13 protein-coding genes and 1 pseudogene are annotated in these 16,909 nt (G+C 61.4%); 7 read left to right on the forward strand and 7 right to left on the reverse strand.

The window, feature by feature from the left end; translation table 11 throughout:
• Nucleotides 1-73 precede the first annotated feature (73 nt).
• The 7 genes from AB4P91_RS07515 to gshB all read right to left on the reverse strand — a co-directional run bounded on the left by AB4P91_RS07515 (nucleotide 74) and on the right by gshB (nucleotide 6,190).
• Nucleotides 74-1,345: a dihydroorotase gene (locus tag AB4P91_RS07515; RefSeq protein ID WP_395604573.1), complete on the reverse strand. Its 1,272-nt coding sequence runs from the start codon at nucleotides 1,343-1,345 to the stop codon at nucleotides 74-76.
• Nucleotides 1,342-2,346 (reverse strand): aspartate carbamoyltransferase catalytic subunit, encoded by a 1,005-nt coding sequence (locus tag AB4P91_RS07520; protein ID WP_007913665.1) that lies wholly within the window; start codon nucleotides 2,344-2,346, stop codon nucleotides 1,342-1,344. Before AB4P91_RS07520 ends, AB4P91_RS07515 begins: the two co-directional genes overlap by 4 nt.
• Before the next feature lie 27 nt (nucleotides 2,347-2,373).
• On the reverse strand, nucleotides 2,374-2,880 hold the full coding sequence (pyrR, locus tag AB4P91_RS07525) for a bifunctional pyr operon transcriptional regulator/uracil phosphoribosyltransferase PyrR (RefSeq protein WP_150593604.1): 507 nt from the start codon (nucleotides 2,878-2,880) through the stop codon (nucleotides 2,374-2,376).
• Between the two features lie 82 nt (nucleotides 2,881-2,962).
• Nucleotides 2,963-3,400, reverse strand: coding sequence for a Holliday junction resolvase RuvX (ruvX, locus tag AB4P91_RS07530; protein WP_042561537.1), 438 nt, complete (start codon nucleotides 3,398-3,400; stop codon nucleotides 2,963-2,965).
• Nucleotides 3,400-3,972, reverse strand: coding sequence for a YqgE/AlgH family protein (locus AB4P91_RS07535; protein ID WP_395604574.1), 573 nt, complete (start codon nucleotides 3,970-3,972; stop codon nucleotides 3,400-3,402). The genes ruvX and AB4P91_RS07535 overlap by 1 nt, the downstream gene beginning before the upstream one ends.
• Nucleotides 3,973-4,165: 193 nt before the next feature.
• Nucleotides 4,166-5,065, reverse strand: a complete 900-nt coding sequence (locus tag AB4P91_RS07540) for an energy transducer TonB (RefSeq protein WP_395604575.1) — start codon at nucleotides 5,063-5,065, stop codon at nucleotides 4,166-4,168.
• Between the two features lie 153 nt (nucleotides 5,066-5,218).
• Nucleotides 5,219-6,190 (reverse strand): glutathione synthase, encoded by a 972-nt coding sequence (gshB, locus tag AB4P91_RS07545; protein ID WP_042561534.1) that lies wholly within the window; start codon nucleotides 6,188-6,190, stop codon nucleotides 5,219-5,221.
• 225 nt (nucleotides 6,191-6,415) lie between these two features.
• Here gshB and pilG point away from each other — a divergent pair, with 225 nt between their 5' ends.
• The 7 genes and pseudogenes from pilG to AB4P91_RS07580 form a co-directional block, all read left to right on the forward strand.
• Nucleotides 6,416-6,820 (forward strand): twitching motility response regulator PilG, encoded by a 405-nt coding sequence (gene pilG, locus AB4P91_RS07550; RefSeq protein ID WP_042561533.1) that lies wholly within the window; start codon nucleotides 6,416-6,418, stop codon nucleotides 6,818-6,820.
• A 60-nt stretch (nucleotides 6,821-6,880) separates the two neighbouring features.
• Nucleotides 6,881-7,246, forward strand: coding sequence for a twitching motility response regulator PilH (gene pilH, locus AB4P91_RS07555; RefSeq protein ID WP_042561532.1), 366 nt, complete (start codon nucleotides 6,881-6,883; stop codon nucleotides 7,244-7,246).
• A 10-nt stretch (nucleotides 7,247-7,256) separates the two neighbouring features.
• The gene (locus AB4P91_RS07560) at nucleotides 7,257-7,796 is read left to right on the forward strand and encodes a chemotaxis protein CheW (protein ID WP_150593608.1); all 540 of its coding nucleotides are present in this window, start codon (nucleotides 7,257-7,259) and stop codon (nucleotides 7,794-7,796) included.
• A 155-nt stretch (nucleotides 7,797-7,951) separates the two neighbouring features.
• Nucleotides 7,952-10,012 (forward strand): methyl-accepting chemotaxis protein, encoded by a 2,061-nt coding sequence (locus tag AB4P91_RS07565; RefSeq protein WP_395604576.1) that lies wholly within the window; start codon nucleotides 7,952-7,954, stop codon nucleotides 10,010-10,012.
• 11 nt (nucleotides 10,013-10,023) lie between these two features.
• Nucleotides 10,024-15,936 carry an Hpt domain-containing protein gene (locus AB4P91_RS07570; RefSeq protein ID WP_395604577.1) on the forward strand — a complete coding sequence of 1,971 codons (5,913 nt, stop codon included), beginning with the start codon at nucleotides 10,024-10,026 and terminating at the stop codon, nucleotides 15,934-15,936.
• Nucleotides 15,929-16,399, forward strand: a complete 471-nt coding sequence (locus AB4P91_RS07575; RefSeq protein WP_150593611.1) for a chemotaxis protein CheW — start codon at nucleotides 15,929-15,931, stop codon at nucleotides 16,397-16,399. The genes AB4P91_RS07570 and AB4P91_RS07575 overlap by 8 nt, the downstream gene beginning before the upstream one ends.
• Before the next feature lie 221 nt (nucleotides 16,400-16,620).
• A pseudogene (locus tag AB4P91_RS07580) lies at nucleotides 16,621-16,845 on the forward strand (DUF6124 family protein); the annotation flags it as partial.
• Nucleotides 16,846-16,909 lie beyond the last annotated feature (64 nt).

Genomic DNA, 16,909 nt, shown 5'->3' on the forward strand with positions numbered 1-16,909 from the left:
GTGGACACAAAATTTGTGCCAGCCCCAAATCCTCTGTGGGAGCGAGCTTGCTCGCGAATGCAGTGACTCGGTTTTACGCCTGGTGGCTGATCCGCCCATCCACCAGCGTATAGCGAACCACACCCGGCAAGCTGTGACCCATGAACGGGCAGTTCTCGCCTCTCGACAGCCAGTGTTCACCGGCCACCGTCGATGCCTTCGGATCGAACAGTACGATATCCGCCGCACCGCCCACCGCCAGTTTGCCCGCCGGCAGGCGCAGTGCCTCGGCCGGGCCGGCGCTCAGGCGAGCCAGCAAGGTCGGCAGATCGAGCAAACCATCCTCAACCAGCGTCATCGCCAGCGGCAGCAGCAGTTCAACGCTGCTGATGCCCGGTTCAGTCGCGCCGAACGGTGCCAGTTTGGCGTCACGCTCATGGGGTTGGTGATGGCTGGAAATCGCCGAGATCACCCCCGACTTCACTGCTTCGCGCAGGCCATCGCGGTCAGCGCGGGTGCGCAGCGGTGGCTGCACGTGATAGAGGCTGCTGAAGTCGATCAGCGCTTCGTCGGTCAGAATCAACTGATACAGCGCCACATCCGCCGTCACCTTCAAACCACGAGCCTGAGCCTGAGCGATCAGCGCAACACCGCGAGCACTGGTCAGCTGGCTGAAGTGCGCGCGCACGCCGGTCTGCTCGACCAGCAACAGGTCCCGAGCCAGCGCCACCGTTTCAGCGGTTTCCGGAATCCCCGGCAGGCCGAGGAAACTGGCCACCGCGCCTTCATGGGCCAGGCCACCTTCGGCCAGATCGTGATCCTGCGAGTTGAAAATCACCGTCAGGTCGAACGTCGCCGCGTAATCCAGCGCCCGGCACAGGGTGCGGGTGTTGCGGAAACTCTCCAGTCCGTTGCCGAACGCCACACAACCGGCGTCGCGCAGGGCAACCAGCTCGGCGAGCTGCTCACCGTCCAGACCTTTGCTCAAGGCGCCAATCGGGAACACCTTGGTATTACCGGCCTCGCGGGCGCGGTCGAGGATCAGTTCGGCCACAGCGGAGGTGTCGAGCACCGGTTTGGTTTGCGGTGGGCAGCACAGGCTGGTCACACCGCCGGCCGCTGCGGCGCGGGTTTCGCTGGCGATCGAGCCTTTGCGGCTGTAGCCCGGCTCGCGCAGGGCGACGTTGAGGTCGACCAGGCCCGGAGCGGCCACCAGGCCTATGGCATCAATGGTTTGCACCGCGCTGAAACCGGCCGGCGCCGCGCCGAGGGCGATGATCTTGCAAGCTTCAATGTGAATGTCGGTGACTTGATCCAGGCCACTGCTTGGATCGATGACGCGTGCGCCGAGAATGCTGAGCTTCACTGGGCGTTCTCCTGCTCGAATTGGCGCTGGGCAGTCTGCCCGCTCATGGCCATGGACAGCACGGCCATACGAATCGCGATGCCGTAGGTGACCTGATTGAGGATCACCGAGTGCGGGCCATCGGCCACTGCCGACTCGATTTCCACCCCACGGTTGATCGGCCCCGGGTGCATGACGATGCAATCGGGTTTGGCCCCGGCCAGGCGCGCGGTGGTCAGGCCGAACAGGCGATAGAACTCGCCTTCGCTCGGCAGCAGGCCGCCGGTCATGCGCTCACGTTGCAGGCGCAGCATGATCACTACGTCGACGTCTTTCAGGCCTTCGGTCATGTCGGTGTAGACCTTGACGCCGTATTGCTCGATGCCGATCGGCAGCAGGGTTTTCGGCGCGATCACACGGATGTCCGGGCAACCGAGGGTTTTCAGGGCGAGCATGTTCGAGCGCGCCACCCGCGAGTGCAGGATGTCGCCGACGATGGCCACCGAGAGGTTTTCGAAACCGCCCTTGTGCCGACGGATGGTCAGCATGTCGAGCATGCCTTGCGTCGGGTGCGCGTGACGGCCGTCGCCGCCGTTGATGATCGCCACCTGTGGGCAGACATGCTCGGCGATGAAATGCGCAGCGCCGGAATCACCGTGGCGCACGACGAACATGTCGGCGGCCATGGCTTCCAGGTTGCGCAGGGTGTCGAGCAGGGTTTCACCTTTGCTTGCCGACGAGGTCGACACGTTCAGGGTGATCACATCCGCCGACAGCCGCTGGGCGGCGAGTTCGAAGGTGGTGCGGGTGCGGGTGGAGTTTTCGAAGAACACGTTGCACACGGTCTTGCCGCGCAACAATGGGACTTTTTTCACCGCCCGGGCGCCGACTTCAAGGAACGAGTCGGCCGTGTCGAGGATTTCCGTCAGCAACTCGCGGCGCAGACCGTCGAGCGAGAGGAAGTGGCGCAGCTGGCCCTGATCATTGAGCTGCAGCGGGCGCTTGGTATCTAGAGGCGTCATCGCGAGGGGGACTCTCAATAGGGCGGATTAAAGGGTGAAATCTTGCAGTTCGAGCGTCAGCGGCTCGGGACCGGACAGCTTCACGCGCTCGTGAGCGGCCAGCGACAGGCTCGCGCCGACCACGTTCGGGCGGATCGGCAGTTCGCCAGCTTCCAGGTCGAGCAGGCATACCAGCGTCACGCTGGCCGGGCGGCCGTAGTCGAACAATTCGTTCATGGCGGCGCGGATGGTGCGCCCGCTCATCAGCACGTCGTCGATCAGCACCAGATGCTGGCCTTCGATCTCGAAGGGCAGGGCGGATGGGCGCACTTGCGGGTGCAGGCCGTTCTGGCTGAAGTCGTCGCGGTAGAAGGAAACATCCAGCGTGCCCAGCGGCGCGTCGCTGCCCAGTTCTTTGAGCAGCGCCTGCGCGACCCAGATGCCACCGGTACGGATACCGATGTAACGCGGTTCGCTGATGCCGCGTTGAGCAAGGTGCGCCTTGAGGCGGATCGCCATCTGGCTGATCAGATCGGCGGGATTGGGCAGACTCATGGTTGCTCCTTCTTCGCCCCGAGCTCCGTCCTGCCGGAGGTGGCTCGAGGTTTTAGCCAAAAGAAAAGCGCCGTAGCGCTTGTCAGGATTCAAATAAAGCAGTGTTTTCATCGAGCCAGCCCTGCAACAGCAGAGCGGCAGCGATGGCGTCCACCGGGTTGTCGCGGTAACTGCCCTTCTGACCGCCACGCGCCAGGCGCTCGCCCTTGGCTTCGAACGTGGTCAGGCGTTCATCGTGGGTATAGAAGGGCAGGTTGTAGCGGCCGTTGAGGCGGCGGGCGAATTTCTCGGCGCGCACGCACATGTCGCTGGGGGTGCCGTCCATGTTCAACGGCAGGCCGACGACGACGGCGTCGGGTTTCCATTCCTTTATAAGCGCTTCGACCTGGTTCCAGTCGGGAACACCGTTCTGCGCTTTCAAGGTGCACAGCTCACGGGCCTGGCCGGTGATCACCTGGCCGACCGCTACGCCGATCTGTTTGGTGCCGTAGTCGAAGCCGAGAATCAGGCGCAGGGCCATCAGGCGTGCCCTGCCTGGCTGGTCAGCAGGTTGAGGTTGATCCCCAAGTGCCTGGCCGCCGCTTCCAGACGCCGTTCGCTGCTGGTGTTGAACAGGATGTCGGCGTCGTACGGGCAGGTCAGCCAGGCGTTGTCGGCCATTTCGGCCTCCAGTTGCCCGGCTTCCCAACCGGCGTAACCCAGCGCGATCAGGCTTTTGGCCGGCCCCATGCCGTCAGCGATGGCGAACAGCACGTCCTGCGAGGTGGACAGTGCCAGGTCGCCCTCAAGCTCGGCGGTGGCCTGGAAGGTCTTGCCCGCCGGGTGCAGAACAAAACCACGATCGGTCTGTACCGGCCCGCCGATGAAGATCGGCACATGCTGGCAGAGGGCCGGCGGATCGATGTCCGGGCGCAATTGCTCGAGGATGTCAGCCAGATTCAGCTCTTGCGGTCGATTGACCACGATCCCCATGGCGCCATTGGCCGTGTGCTCGACGATGTAGGTCAAGGTATGGGCAAAGTTCGGGTCGGCCATGTGTGGCATGGCGATCAGGAATTGATGCTTGAGGTAGCTGGGGCTGACGTTTTTCATGTGCGCTAGTGTGGCGTTCAAGGGGCGAACTGACAAGCTGAGGATGTCTGGGAAATGCTGCAAAAGCCGTGAGCGATGCTGATCTTTGTGGGAGCGGGCTTGCCCGCGATGGCGTCGGATCAGTCACGATCAATGCCGCATGTGCCGGCCCCATCGCGGGCAAGCCCGCTCCCACAGGGTTCTGCGGTGTTCTTTAATTGCTTGAGAGCTTGTCGCCCCGGGCGAATTTCCAGGTGCGGATGATTTCCAGTCGGTCGATATCCGACAGATCCCCGGTAAACGGGGCAAACGGCGCCGCCAGTCGCACGATGCGCTGCGCGGCCTGATCCAGTAGCGGCTGGCCGGACGATTCCAGCACCAGCACTTCATACAGCGAGCCGTCGCGGTTGATCGACACCATCAGGCGCAAATTGCCGTAGATCTGCTTGCGCCGTGCTTCCTCGGGGTAGTTGAGGTTGCCGATACGTTCGACCTTCTTGCGCCAGTCGTCTTTGTACCAGGCACCCTTGTCGCGCATGGTCGAGGCAGCGCTCAAACGGTGGATTCGCGGGCGCTTGGCATAAAGCTGTTGTTCCTTGGCCAGCTCGGCTTCAAGGCTGGCGATGTCGCTGGACAGCTGCGAGCTGTCGAACGTCGGCGCGTCGACCGACGGTTTGACTTCGGTTTTGGTTTCTTCTTTCTTGGTCGGAGCCTTCTTTGGCTTCGGCGCAACCGTAGTCACGGCAGCCTTGGGCGCGGCTTCCTGCACTTGCGGCTTGGCGGCCGGTGGCGGGGTGACTTTTTTGACCTGATTGTCCTGGAACGGCGCGATCTCGGTGGTCTTCGGCGTCGCCTTCTTGTCCAGCGTGCCGCTGCCTTCCTGATTTTCCTGAGCGAGAAAGTCAGCTTTTTCGGGCTTCTTTTCGCTCTTGAAGGTGGCGAGGGTAATTTCCAGGGTTTTGCTGATCTGTTTCGGCTCGACCATCGTGAAACCGACGCCGAGCAGCAGCGCCAAATGAATCAGCGCGGCGAGGAATAGGGTAAATCCGAGGCGATCGGCCGGGCGCACGCCACGATGGGCGAGTTCAGTGGGCAGATCGGACGGGAGGGTCATGACAGAAAAACCAACATCGCGTTTTTAAAGGCACGGCATGATAACGCAATGTTGGTTTTTAGCTGCAAGTGACTAGCTTCAAGCGACAAGATGCACAGGGGCAGCTGCAAGCTACTAGTTACAAGCTGCAAGTAAGAAGCTTGTCGCTTGGCTTCAGGCTTGTGGCTTGCGGCTAATAGCTTGCAGCTGCTTTTCAATAGCATCCATGAGCATCCCGCCAATGTCAGTGCCGAAAGCGTTGTCGATTTCACGGATGCAGGTCGGGCTGGTGACGTTGATTTCGGTCAGATGCTCGCCGATCACATCGAGGCCAACGAACAACAGGCCTTTTTCACGCAAGGTCGGGCCGACTTGAGCGGCGATCCAGCGATCCTTGTCGGTCAACGGACGGGCTTCACCGCGACCGCCAGCCGCCAGGTTGCCACGGGTTTCGCCCTGGGCCGGAATCCGCGCCAGGCAATAATCCACCGGCTCACCGTCGATCATCAGGATGCGCTTGTCGCCGTCCTTGATCGCCGGCAGATAGGCCTGGCCCATGATCTGCTGGCCGCCGAGTGCGGTCAGGGTTTCCAGAATCACCGACAGGTTCGGATCGCCAGCGCGGTGACGGAAAATCGAAGTGCCGCCCATGCCGTCCAGCGGTTTGAGGATGACGTCGCCGTGTTTCGCGGCAAATTCGCGCAACACATCGGCGCGGCGGCTGACTACGGTTGGCGGCGTGCACTGCGGGAACAGAGTGGCGAACAGCTTTTCGTTGCAGTCACGCAGGCTCTGCGGCTTGTTGACCACCAGCACGCCGGCGGTTTCGGCCTGTTCAAGCAAGTAGGTGGAGTAGACGAACTCCATGTCGAACGGCGGATCCTTGCGCATCAGGATCACGTCCAGATCGCTCAGCAGGTTGTCCTGCTCGGCGTCCAGTTCGAACCATTTTTCCGGGTTGGCGAAGACTTTCAGCGGCTTCATGCGCGCCCGTGCCTGACCTTCACCTTGATACAGGTCGCGCTGCTCCATATAGAACAGTTCCCAGCCGCGCTTCTGCGCGGCCAGCAGCATGGCCAGCGAGCTATCCTTTTTATAGGAGATGCTGGCGATAGGGTCCATGACAATCCCGACGCGAACGCTCATTGGGTTTTCCTCGAAAATTGGCTACCGGATCGGTATGAAAAAAGTGCCGCCAGAGTGGCGCCGGCAGGGTTTTCGGTCAAGGGAAAACCCGTCGATAGATTGCATCTGGAGACTGTGCTAAAAAGGCTGCCATGCAGTGCCGGCCCTTGAACATCAAGGGTTTCCGGCCATTACTGATAGCAAAACGGACAAATTGATTCGCAAAGGCGACGGTAGAGCCCTCTTATGGAACAGCAGTCCAGCGCCTTGAAGGTCATGGTGATCGACGACTCGAAAACGATTCGCCGTACCGCCGAAACCTTGTTGAAGAATGTCGGTTGTGAAGTCATCACGGCAATCGACGGTTTCGACGCTTTGGCGAAGATCGCCGACAACCACCCCGGAATCATTTTCGTCGACATCATGATGCCGCGTCTGGATGGTTATCAGACCTGCGCTTTAATCAAGAACAACAATGCGTTCAAGGCCACGCCGGTGATCATGCTGTCGTCCCGGGACGGACTGTTCGACAAGGCCAAGGGGCGGATTGTCGGCTCCGATCAATTTTTGACCAAGCCTTTCAGCAAGGAAGAACTGCTCAGCGCGATCCAGGCCCATGTTCCGGGCTTCGCCGCCGTTTTGCCGCAGTAAGAAAAGCACTGAGACGCTCGGCCAGCGGGCCGGGTGTCGGCAAGAAAAATGGGGAAGACCATGGCACGTATCCTGATCGTCGATGATTCGCCGACTGAAATGTACAAACTGACCGGCATGCTCGAAAAGCATGGCCATCAAGTGCTCAAGGCCGAAAACGGCGCCGACGGCGTAGCACTGGCCCGTCAGGAGAAACCCGACGCGGTGCTGATGGACATCGTCATGCCCGGCCTCAACGGTTTTCAGGCGACTCGTCAGTTGACCAAGGATCCGGAAACCGGGCATATCCCGGTGATCATCATCACCACCAAGGATCAGGATACCGACAAGGTCTGGGGCACCCGCCAGGGCGCCAAGGATTACCTGACCAAACCGGTCGACGAAGACACCCTGATCAAAACCCTGAACAACGTGCTGAACGGTTGATCGCGCAGCCATGAGCGAAACACTGACTGCGTTCGAACTGCTCTGGCAGATCGACCAGCGCTGCCGCTTGTTGGCGGCGGACCTGCCGTCGCAACCCGCGCGCCAGGATCGCTGGAGCGGTATCGGGTTTCGCCTCGGCGAACACTGGTATGTCGCGCCGATGGGCGAAGTCAGCGAGGTGCTGCACGAACCGCGCTTCACCCAACTACCCGGAGTCAAACCGTGGGTCAAGGGTGTGGCCAACCTGCGTGGGCGCTTGCTGCCGATCATGGACCTGTGCGGTTTCTTCGGGCATGAACTGTCACCGCTACGCAAACAGCGGCGGGTATTGGTGGTCGAGCATGAGGAGGTGTTTGCCGGGTTGATGGTCGATGAAGTCATCGGCTTGCAGCACTTCGAACAAGACAGTTTTGAACCGCTGTCGATCAGCAAACGCCAGGGCTCGAAGGCCGAGTTCGTCAAAGGCTATTTCCGGCGCGAGCAGAACTGGCGGGTGTTCAGTTTGTTTGCGCTGGCCAGATCCCCGGTGTTCATGAGCGTAGCAATTTAGTCGAAACACCACCCAACCCTGTGGGAGCGGGCTTGCCCGCGATGGCACCAGATCAGTCGCTAATAGATGTCGGATGTGCCGGCCTTATCGCGGGCAAGCCCGCTCCCACAGGGTTTTCGGTGAGCTTCAAATGGCGCGGGAATAGGCGAGGACCGATGACAAAAGCAAAAACAGGCAAGTCAGCAGAGGGATCGCGCAGTCGCTCGCAGATCATCGTGCTGTTTATTGCATTGATCGTGTTCATCATGCTGTTGTTCGCCAACTTCGCGTACCTCAACACCCAGGCGAATTACGATAAGCAGTACATCGGCCATGCCGGTGAACTGCGCGTGCTCTCGCAACGCATCGCCAAGAACGCCACCGAAGCCGCCGCCGGCAAGGCTGCCGCGTTCAAACTGCTGAGTGACGCCCGCAACGATTTCGCCCAGCGCTGGGGTTACTTGAAAAAAGGCGACCCGGCCACCGGCCTGCCGCCGGCGCCGTCCACCGTGCGCCCGGAAATGCGCGCCGTGCAGCTCGATTGGGAGCGCCTGCTGAAAAACACCGACGCCATTCTCTCCAGTGAACAGACCGTGCTGTCGCTGCATCAGGTCGCCGCGACCCTGGCTGAAACCGTGCCGCAGTTGCAGATCGAATACGAAAAAGTCGTCGAAATTCTCTTGCAGCGCGGCGCTCCCGCAACGCAAGTGGCGATGGCCCAGCGTCAGTCGCTGTTGGCTGAGCGCATCCTCGGCGCGGTCAACACCGTGCTTGCTGGCGACGAAAATTCGCAACAAGCCGCGGATGCCTTCGGCCGCGATGCCACGCGTTTCGGTCAGGTGCTCAATGGCATGCTCCAGGGCAACCCGGCGCTGAAAATCAGCCAGGTCGAAGACCGCGACGCCCGTGCTCGCCTGAGTGAAATCTCCGAGCTGTTCCAGTTCGTCTCCGGCTCTGTGGATGAAATCCTCGAAACCTCACCGGAGCTGTTCAAGGTCCGTGAGTCGGCCAGCAACATCTTCAGCCTCTCGCAAACCCTGCTCGACGAAGCCTCACACCTGGCCAACGGTTTCGAAAACCTCGCCGGCGGGCGCAGCACCGACACCATCGGCGGCTACGTGCTCGGCTTGCTGGCGCTGGCCTCGATCATCCTTATCGGTCTGGTGATGGTGCGCGAGACCAATCGGCAACTGCGCGAAACGGCGGAAAAGAACGAGCGCAACCAGAACGCGATCATGCGTTTGCTCGACGAAATCGAAGATCTCGCTGACGGCGACCTGACCGTGACCGCTTCGGTGACCGAAGACTTCACCGGCACCATTGCCGACTCGATCAACTATTCCGTCGACCAACTGCGCGATCTGGTGGCGACCATCAACCTCACCGCCGGCCAGGTCGCCGCCGCCGTGCAGGAAACCCAGGCCACTGCCATGCATCTGGCCCAAGCCTCGGAACATCAGGCCCAGCAGATTTCCGAAGCGTCGACGGCGATCAGCGATATGGCCCAGTCCATCGATCAGGTGTCGGCCAACGCTGCCGAATCCTCGGCGGTGGCCGAGCGTTCTGTGGAAATCGCCAACAAGGGCAACGAGGTGGTGCACAACACCATCCACGGCATGGACAACATTCGCGAACAGATTCAGGACACCGCCAAACGCATCAAGCGTCTCGGTGAGTCGTCTCAGGAAATCGGCGACATCGTCAGCCTGATCGACGACATTGCCGACCAGACCAACATCCTCGCCCTCAACGCCGCCATTCAGGCATCGATGGCCGGGGATGCCGGGCGCGGATTTGCCGTGGTCGCCGACGAAGTGCAGCGCTTGGCCGAGCGTTCATCTGCCGCCACACGCCAGATCGAAACCCTGGTGCGGGCGATTCAGACCGACACCAACGAAGCCGTCATTTCGATGGAACAGACCACCACCGAAGTGGTGCGCGGCGCGCGACTGGCGCAGGATGCCGGTGTGGCACTGGAAGAAATCGAAGGCGTATCCAAGACGCTTGCGGCGCTGATTCAAAGCATCTCCAACGCGGCGCAACAGCAGACGTCTTCGGCGGGGCAGATTTCCCTGACCATGAACGTGATCCAGCAGATCACGTCGCAGACGTCGTCCGGCTCCACGGCCACCGCCGAAAGCATTGGCAATCTGGCGAAAATGGCCAGTCAGTTGCGCCGTTCGGTGTCCGGTTTCACCTTGCCGGCGGCGTTCGCGTCGGCGACGGATAAAGTGTGATTGGAGCGGTTATGGGTGATCGGCACGATTACGTGGCCCTCGAATGGGTCAAGGGCGAAATTGCCGAAACGCTGAAACAGGCGCATCAGGCGATCGAAGCCGTGCTCGATGATTCGCAGGCCTTTCCCGGGCTCGACGAGTGCCTGGGTTACATCCATCAGGTCCACGGCAGTTTGCAGATGGTCGAGTTCTACGGCGCGGCGTTGCTCGCCGAAGAAATGGAGCATCTGGTCGAAGCCCTCCAGCACGAGCGCGTCAGCCATCGCGACGAAGCACTGCACCTGCTGTTACAAGCCTTGGGGCAATTGCCGATTTACCTTGAACGTGTGCAGAGCGCCCGTCGCGATCTGCCGCTGGTGGTCTTGCCGCTGATCAATGATTTGCGCAGCGCCCGCGGCGAAAGCCTGCTCTCGGAAACCAGCCTGTTCAGCCCGCAACTGCCGGAACTGGCGCCGCTGAGTGAAGAAGCGCTGGCGCTGCTGGAGCCGGCCGAACTGCCGAACGTACTGCGCAAGTTGCGTCAGATGCTGCAAATGGCGCTGGTCGGGCTGCTGCGTGAGCAGGATGATCAGACGCATCTCGATTATCTGGCCAAGGTCTTCAGCCGCCTCGAAGCACTGAGCGGCGATGCGCCGTTGAGTCCGTTGTGGCAAGTTGCATCGGCATTGGTCGAAGGCATGCGTGAGGGTGTGATCGCCAACAGCCCGGCGCTACGCAGCCTGTTCAAGGATGCCGACAAGGAGCTCAAGCGCCTGCTCGAACAAGGCCTGCGCGGACTCAATCAACCGCCGCCGGCGGAGCTGCTCAAAAGCCTGTTGTTTTATATTGCCAAAGCCGAACATCCCACCGGGCAGATGCTGACCATGAAAGATCGCTACTCGCTGGACGATGCCTTGCCCGACAGCGCGATGGTCGACGAAGAGCGCGCGCGCCTGGCCGGTCCCGACCGCGATGCGATGCGCTCGGTGCTCGCGGCACTGTGCGAAGAACTGGTGCGGGTCAAGGAGCGGCTCGACCTGTTCGTGCGCAGCGACCGCCAACATACGTCCGATCTGGAAAGTCTGCTGGCACCACTGCGGCAGATCGCCGACACCCTGGCCGTGCTCGGTTTCGGCCAGCCGCGCAAAGTCATCATTGACCAACTGGCGGTGGTCTTGAGCATCGCCCAAGGCCAGCGTGAACCGAACGACGCCGTCCTGATGGACGTCGCCGGTGCCTTGCTCTACGTCGAAGCGACCCTGGCCGGGATGGTCGGCACCGTCGAACCGGAAAGTCCGGAAGACGCGCGCCTGCCGACCACCGACCTCACGCAGATTCACCAGATCGTGATCAAGGAAGCACGCATCTGCCTGCAACAGGCCAAGGACATGATCGTCGACTACATTGACGCCGACTGGGACCGCCAGCACTTGCAACCACTGCCTGCACTGCTGACTCAAGTGCGCGGTGCACTGGCGATGATTCCGCTTGCGCGTGCGGCGAGCCTGGTCGAGGCCTGCAACGGTTTTATTCGCGAACATCTGCTGCTCGATCCGCATGAACCGGGTTGGGAGCAGTTGGACAACCTGGCCGATGTCATCAGCAGTCTTGAGTACTATCTGGAACGCTTGACCGACGACCCGCTGGCGCCCGGCGAGCAACTGCTGGATATCGCCCAGAAGAGCCTCGCCAGCCTCGGTTTCTTTCCCAGCGAGCAGCCCGGCGAGATACCTGTACCGGTGCTCGACGACGTGCTCAGTCCCAGCGAAGCACTGGTGATGCAGGACGCACAGGCGCTGGACGATCCTGAAGTCGTGCAGTCGCTGGCCGAGGTCCTGGCCAGCCCGGTGTCGGTGCTCAACCCGCCCGCGCGGATCACGCCCGGCAGCCTGATGCCGCCACCGGCGGATGAAGAACCGGTGGATGACGAGCTGCGCGAAGTGTTCCTCGAAGAGACCGACGAGGTTCTCGAGGTCCTTCACGAATACTTGCCGCGCTGGTCGGCCAATCCGCAGGATCACGCCGCGCTGACCGAACTGCGCCGCGCCTTCCACACCTTGAAGGGCAGCGGACGCATGGTGCGTGCGCTGATTCTCGGCGAACTGGCGTGGGCCGTGGAAAACTTGCTCAACCGCGTGCTGGAACAAAGCGTCGAACCCGGCTCGGTAGTCCAGCAACTGTTGACCGACACGGTGTTGTTGCTGCCGGAACTGATCAACGAGTTCGCCACCAACCGCCAGCGTCAGCGCAGCGATGTCGATCAACTCGCCGCGCGTGCTCATTCTTTGGCCAAGGGTGACGAACCACTGGCCGCCGAGGACGTTGATGACGTCGCGGCGCTCGATCCATTGTTGCTGGAGATCTTCCGCAACGAAGCCGAAACCCATCTCGCCAGCCTCAACCGCTTTCTCGATCAGGCCGCTGAACACGTGCCGCTGCAAGCCAGCGACGAATTGCAGCGCGCCTTGCACACGCTCAAGGGCAGCGCGTCGATGGCGGGTGTGTTGCCGATTGCCGAACTGGCCGCGCCGCTCGATCAACTGGCCCGCGAGTTCAAGGCGCATCAACTGCCGCTCGACCTCGATGAAGTGGAATTGCTCCTCGAAGCCGAGGGCCTGTTCCGTGTCGGATTACGTCAGCTCAAGCATGACCCGCTGGCGCCGATTGTCGGCGCGCAGTCACTGATCAAACGCACCGAAGCGCTGCTCGCCGAGCGTCTGGAATCGATCCTCAATGCGCCGAACACCGGTCTTCGGATCAAGCGTGATCCGCAACTGATCAACAACTTCCTCGCGCAAGGCATGGACATCCTGCTCGACGCCGAAAGTCTCTTGCAGCGCTGGCAGCAACACCCCGGCGAACGGCAGGAATTGAGCGCGCTGCTGGATGAGCTGACTACCCTCGGCGAAGGCGCACACCTGGCGGATCTGCTGCCGGTCGATGTGTTGTGCGAAGCCTTGCTCGATCTGTATGGCGCTGTGGAAGAAAGCAGCCTGGCGGTCAGCGACCGGTTCTTCCACGAAGCGCAGAACGCCCACGAAGCGCTGATCAACATGCTCGACGAGCTGGCCGCCGGCCAGGAAGTCACGCCGCAGCCTGCGCGGATTCGTGCATTGCACGACCTGCTTGATGAAAGTCTTGATCCTTCGTCCATGGGCCTGATCCGCAGCGACGGCAGCCGCACCTTGAGCATCCGCGAACTGGGCGCCGCGACCGCTGAGCTTGCACAATCCACGTCTGTTCCCGCGCCGGACGACGAGATCGTCGACATCTTCCTCGAAGAGGCCGTGGACATTCTCGACAGCGCCGGGCAAGCCTTGCAGCGCTGGTTGAACGACCCGGACAACGCCGCGCCGCTGTCCTCGTTGCAGCGCGATTTGCACACCCTCAAGGGTGGCGCGCGGATGGCTGAAGTCGAAGCCATTGGGGACCTGGCCCAAGAGTTGGAAAGCCTTTACGAAGACCTGGTTGATCGGCGCCACAGCCACAGCGAAGCCCTCGGTCGCTTGCTGCACAAGAGCCATGAGCGTGTGGCGCTGCTGCTGGAACAGCTGCAAAACCATCAACCGCTGAACCCGGCGCAGGATCTGATTGAGGCGATTCGACAATTTCGCCAAGGTTCGTGCGCCAGTGTCGAAACAACGCAGCCTGCCGTCGATCACGAAGGTGCCGGGCACGATCCGGAGTTGCTGGAAATCTTCCTCGGGGAAGGTTTCGACATCATCGAAAACTCCGGCGCCGCGCTGCTGCGTTGGCAGGCCGAACCGGGCAATCGCCAGGAAGTGGAAACCCTGCTGCGCGATCTGCACACCCTCAAGGGCGGCGCGCGGATGGTCGAGATCGGCCCGATCGGCGACCTTGCCCATGAGCTGGAATACCTTTACGAAAGTCTCTCCGCCGGCACGCTACAAGCGTCAACCGAGTTGTTCGCATTGGTCCAGCGTGGCCATGACCGACTGGCGCAAATGCTCGATGCCGTGCGCGCCGGACAACCGTGCCCGCCGGCGGATCGGCTGATCAATGCGATTCGCAATTTCAGTCATCCAGCGACGCCGCAAACCCCACCGCCGTTGCCGCTTGCGGTCAAGACCGAGACCGCGCCACCTGCCGTCGACGCCGGCGCTGACATGGTCAAGGTCTCCGCCGAACTGCTCGACGAACTGGTCAACCTGGCCGGGGAAACCTCGATTTTCCGCGGGCGTATCGAACAGCAAGTCAACGACGCGCAGATAGCGCTCAACGAGATGGAAACCACCATCGAGCGCATGCGCGATCAACTGCGTCGCCTCGACACCGAAACCCAGGGACGGATTCTCAGCCGGCAGCAGGTCGATGCCGAGCGCCTTGGCTATGAAGAATTCGATCCGCTGGAAATGGACCGTCATTCGCAGTTGCAGCAACTGTCGCGAGCGCTGTTCGAATCCGCCTCGGACTTGCTCGACCTCAAGGAAACCCTCGACCGTCGCAACCACGACGCCGAGAACCTGCTGCAACAACAGGGACGGATCAACACCGAATTGCAGGAAGGCCTGATGCGTACGCGCATGGTGCCTTTCGAACGCATGTTGCCGCGCCTCAAACGCATCGTCCGTCAGGTGGCTGAAGAGCTGAACAAGGACGTTGCGTTCGTCGTCGGCAATGCCGAAGGCGAGATGGACCGCAACGTCCTCGAGCGCATGGTCGCGCCGCTGGAACACATGCTGCGCAACGCCGTCGACCATGGTCTGGAATCTGCCGAGGTGCGCCTGGCCGGCGGGAAACCGGCGCAAGGACAGGTCAGCCTCGACCTGTCTCGCGAGGGTGGCGACATCGTTTTCGACATTCGCGACGATGGCGCAGGCGTGCCGCTGGAAGCCGTGCGGCGCAAGGCGATAAAACGTGGCTTGCTGGCACCCAACGCCGAGATCAGCGACCGCGATGTGTTGCAGTTCATCCTTCAGCCGGGGTTTTCCACCGCCGAAAAAATTACCCAGATTTCCGGGCGTGGCGTCGGCATGGACGTGGTTCACGAAGAGGTCCGCCAACTTGGCGGCAGCATGAGCATCGACTCGGTGCCGGGGCAGGGCGTGCACTTCCGCATCCGTTTGCCGTTCACGGTGTCCGTCAATCGCGCGTTGATGGTGCAGTGCGCAGAGGATCAATACGCGATTCCGCTGAACACCATTGAAGGCATCGTCCGTGTCTTGCCGAATGACCTCGAAGGGCATTTCCGTCTCGACCCGCCGAGCTATCAATACGGCGGACAGCGCTATGAGTTGTGCTATCTGGGCGAACTGCTGAAAACCGCGCCACGGCCGAAACTGCTCGGCCAGAATCTGCCATTACCGGTGCTGCTGGTGCATTACAACGACCGGCACATTGCGGTGCAGGTTGATGCCATGGCAGGTACTCGCGAGATTGTGGTGAAGAGCCTCGGCGCGCAGTTCGCGGCGGTGCAGGGCGTGTCCGGCGCGACGATTCTGGGTGATGGTCGGGTCGTGTTGATTCTTGATTTGCTCGCGCCGATCCGCGCGATGCAGGCGCGCGTTACGCAGCATCCGACGCTCCCGGAAATCGACAGCGAACCGCAGAAACCGCTGCTGGTGATGGTCGTCGACGACTCGGTGACGGTGCGCAAGGTCACCAGCCGTTTGCTTGAGCGCCACGGCATGAACGTGCTGACCGCCAAGGATGGCGTCGACGCCATGCTCCTGCTCGAAGAACACATGCCCGACCTGATGCTGCTCGACATCGAAATGCCGCGCATGGACGGTTTCGAAGTGGCGACCCAGGTACGCAACGACGCGCGCCTGCAACACCTGCCGATCATCATGATCACCTCGCGCACCGGCCAGAAACACCGCGACCGCGCCATGGCCATCGGCGTCAACGACTACCTCGGCAAGCCGTATCAGGAATCGGTGCTGCTCGAAAGCATTGCCCACTGGAGCAAGAAACATGCATGAGCGCCGGCACAACCCGCGCACCAGCCAACTTACCGGGCTGCTGCTGCCGCTGGCGGATCGCAATCTGATCCTGCCGAACGTGGCAGTCGCGGAGCTGATCGACTATCAGGCCAGCGCCTTCGATCTGGATACGCCACCGTGGTACCTGGGGCGCGTGACGTGGCGCGAGCGGCAGATTCCGCTGTTGAGTTTTGAGTCCGCCTGCGGGCAAAAAATCGTGATTGGCGAGCGGGCAAGGATCGTCATCCTCAATGCGCTGGGCGGGTTGCCGGAGCTGAAGTTTATTGCGCTGCTGGTGCAGGGAATTCCGCGTTCTTACAAGCTTGATAGCCAGTTGAGCTATGTTGATGTGCCGTTGTGTGCGCTGGAACAGGCAGCGGTGCAGGTCGGCGACCAAGTGGCGAAGGTGCCGGATTTGTTGGGGTTGGAGAAGTTGTTGGTGGAGGCGGGGCTTGTCCATTAATCCAGCCTTTGTGGTGCTCTGAATGGCCCTATCGCTGGCAAGCCAGCTCCCACAGTGTCCGAGTTGTAGTCGAGTCTTGTGAACCACACAAAATCCTGTGGGAGCTGGCTTGCCAGCGATGAGGCCAGTCGCGTCGCTAGATGCCGACAGGCAAATCCGCAATTTCTGTAGTGCAATAAACCCTTTCCGGCGCTGATGTTTAAAGACACTCGGTGTTACGCCCGGGAACCTCCAACAAGCTGTACATGACAGACCCCGAAGCTGATACCGAGTCTCTCTTGGCAGATGCCAGCGAAACCCTCGGCTCGGCCACCGTCATGCTGCACAACCATGTGGCGATGGTCGAAGGCACCCACCGCAAAACCCTGCAAGGCATCGCGCAAGTGGTGATGCTGGCGGAGCTGGCGGTTAATCGGGTGCAGGACAGGTTAGTGCCAACCGAGTAAGCCAAAAGCCCCTCACCCCAGCCCTCTCCCGGAGGGAGACGAGGCCGATCGCAGTGTCTGGTGT

Origin of the sequence: Pseudomonas sp. B21128 (assembly GCF_044218865.1) — a bacterium.
In the GTDB taxonomy this organism is placed as follows: domain Bacteria; phylum Pseudomonadota; class Gammaproteobacteria; order Pseudomonadales; family Pseudomonadaceae; genus Aquipseudomonas; species Aquipseudomonas iridis.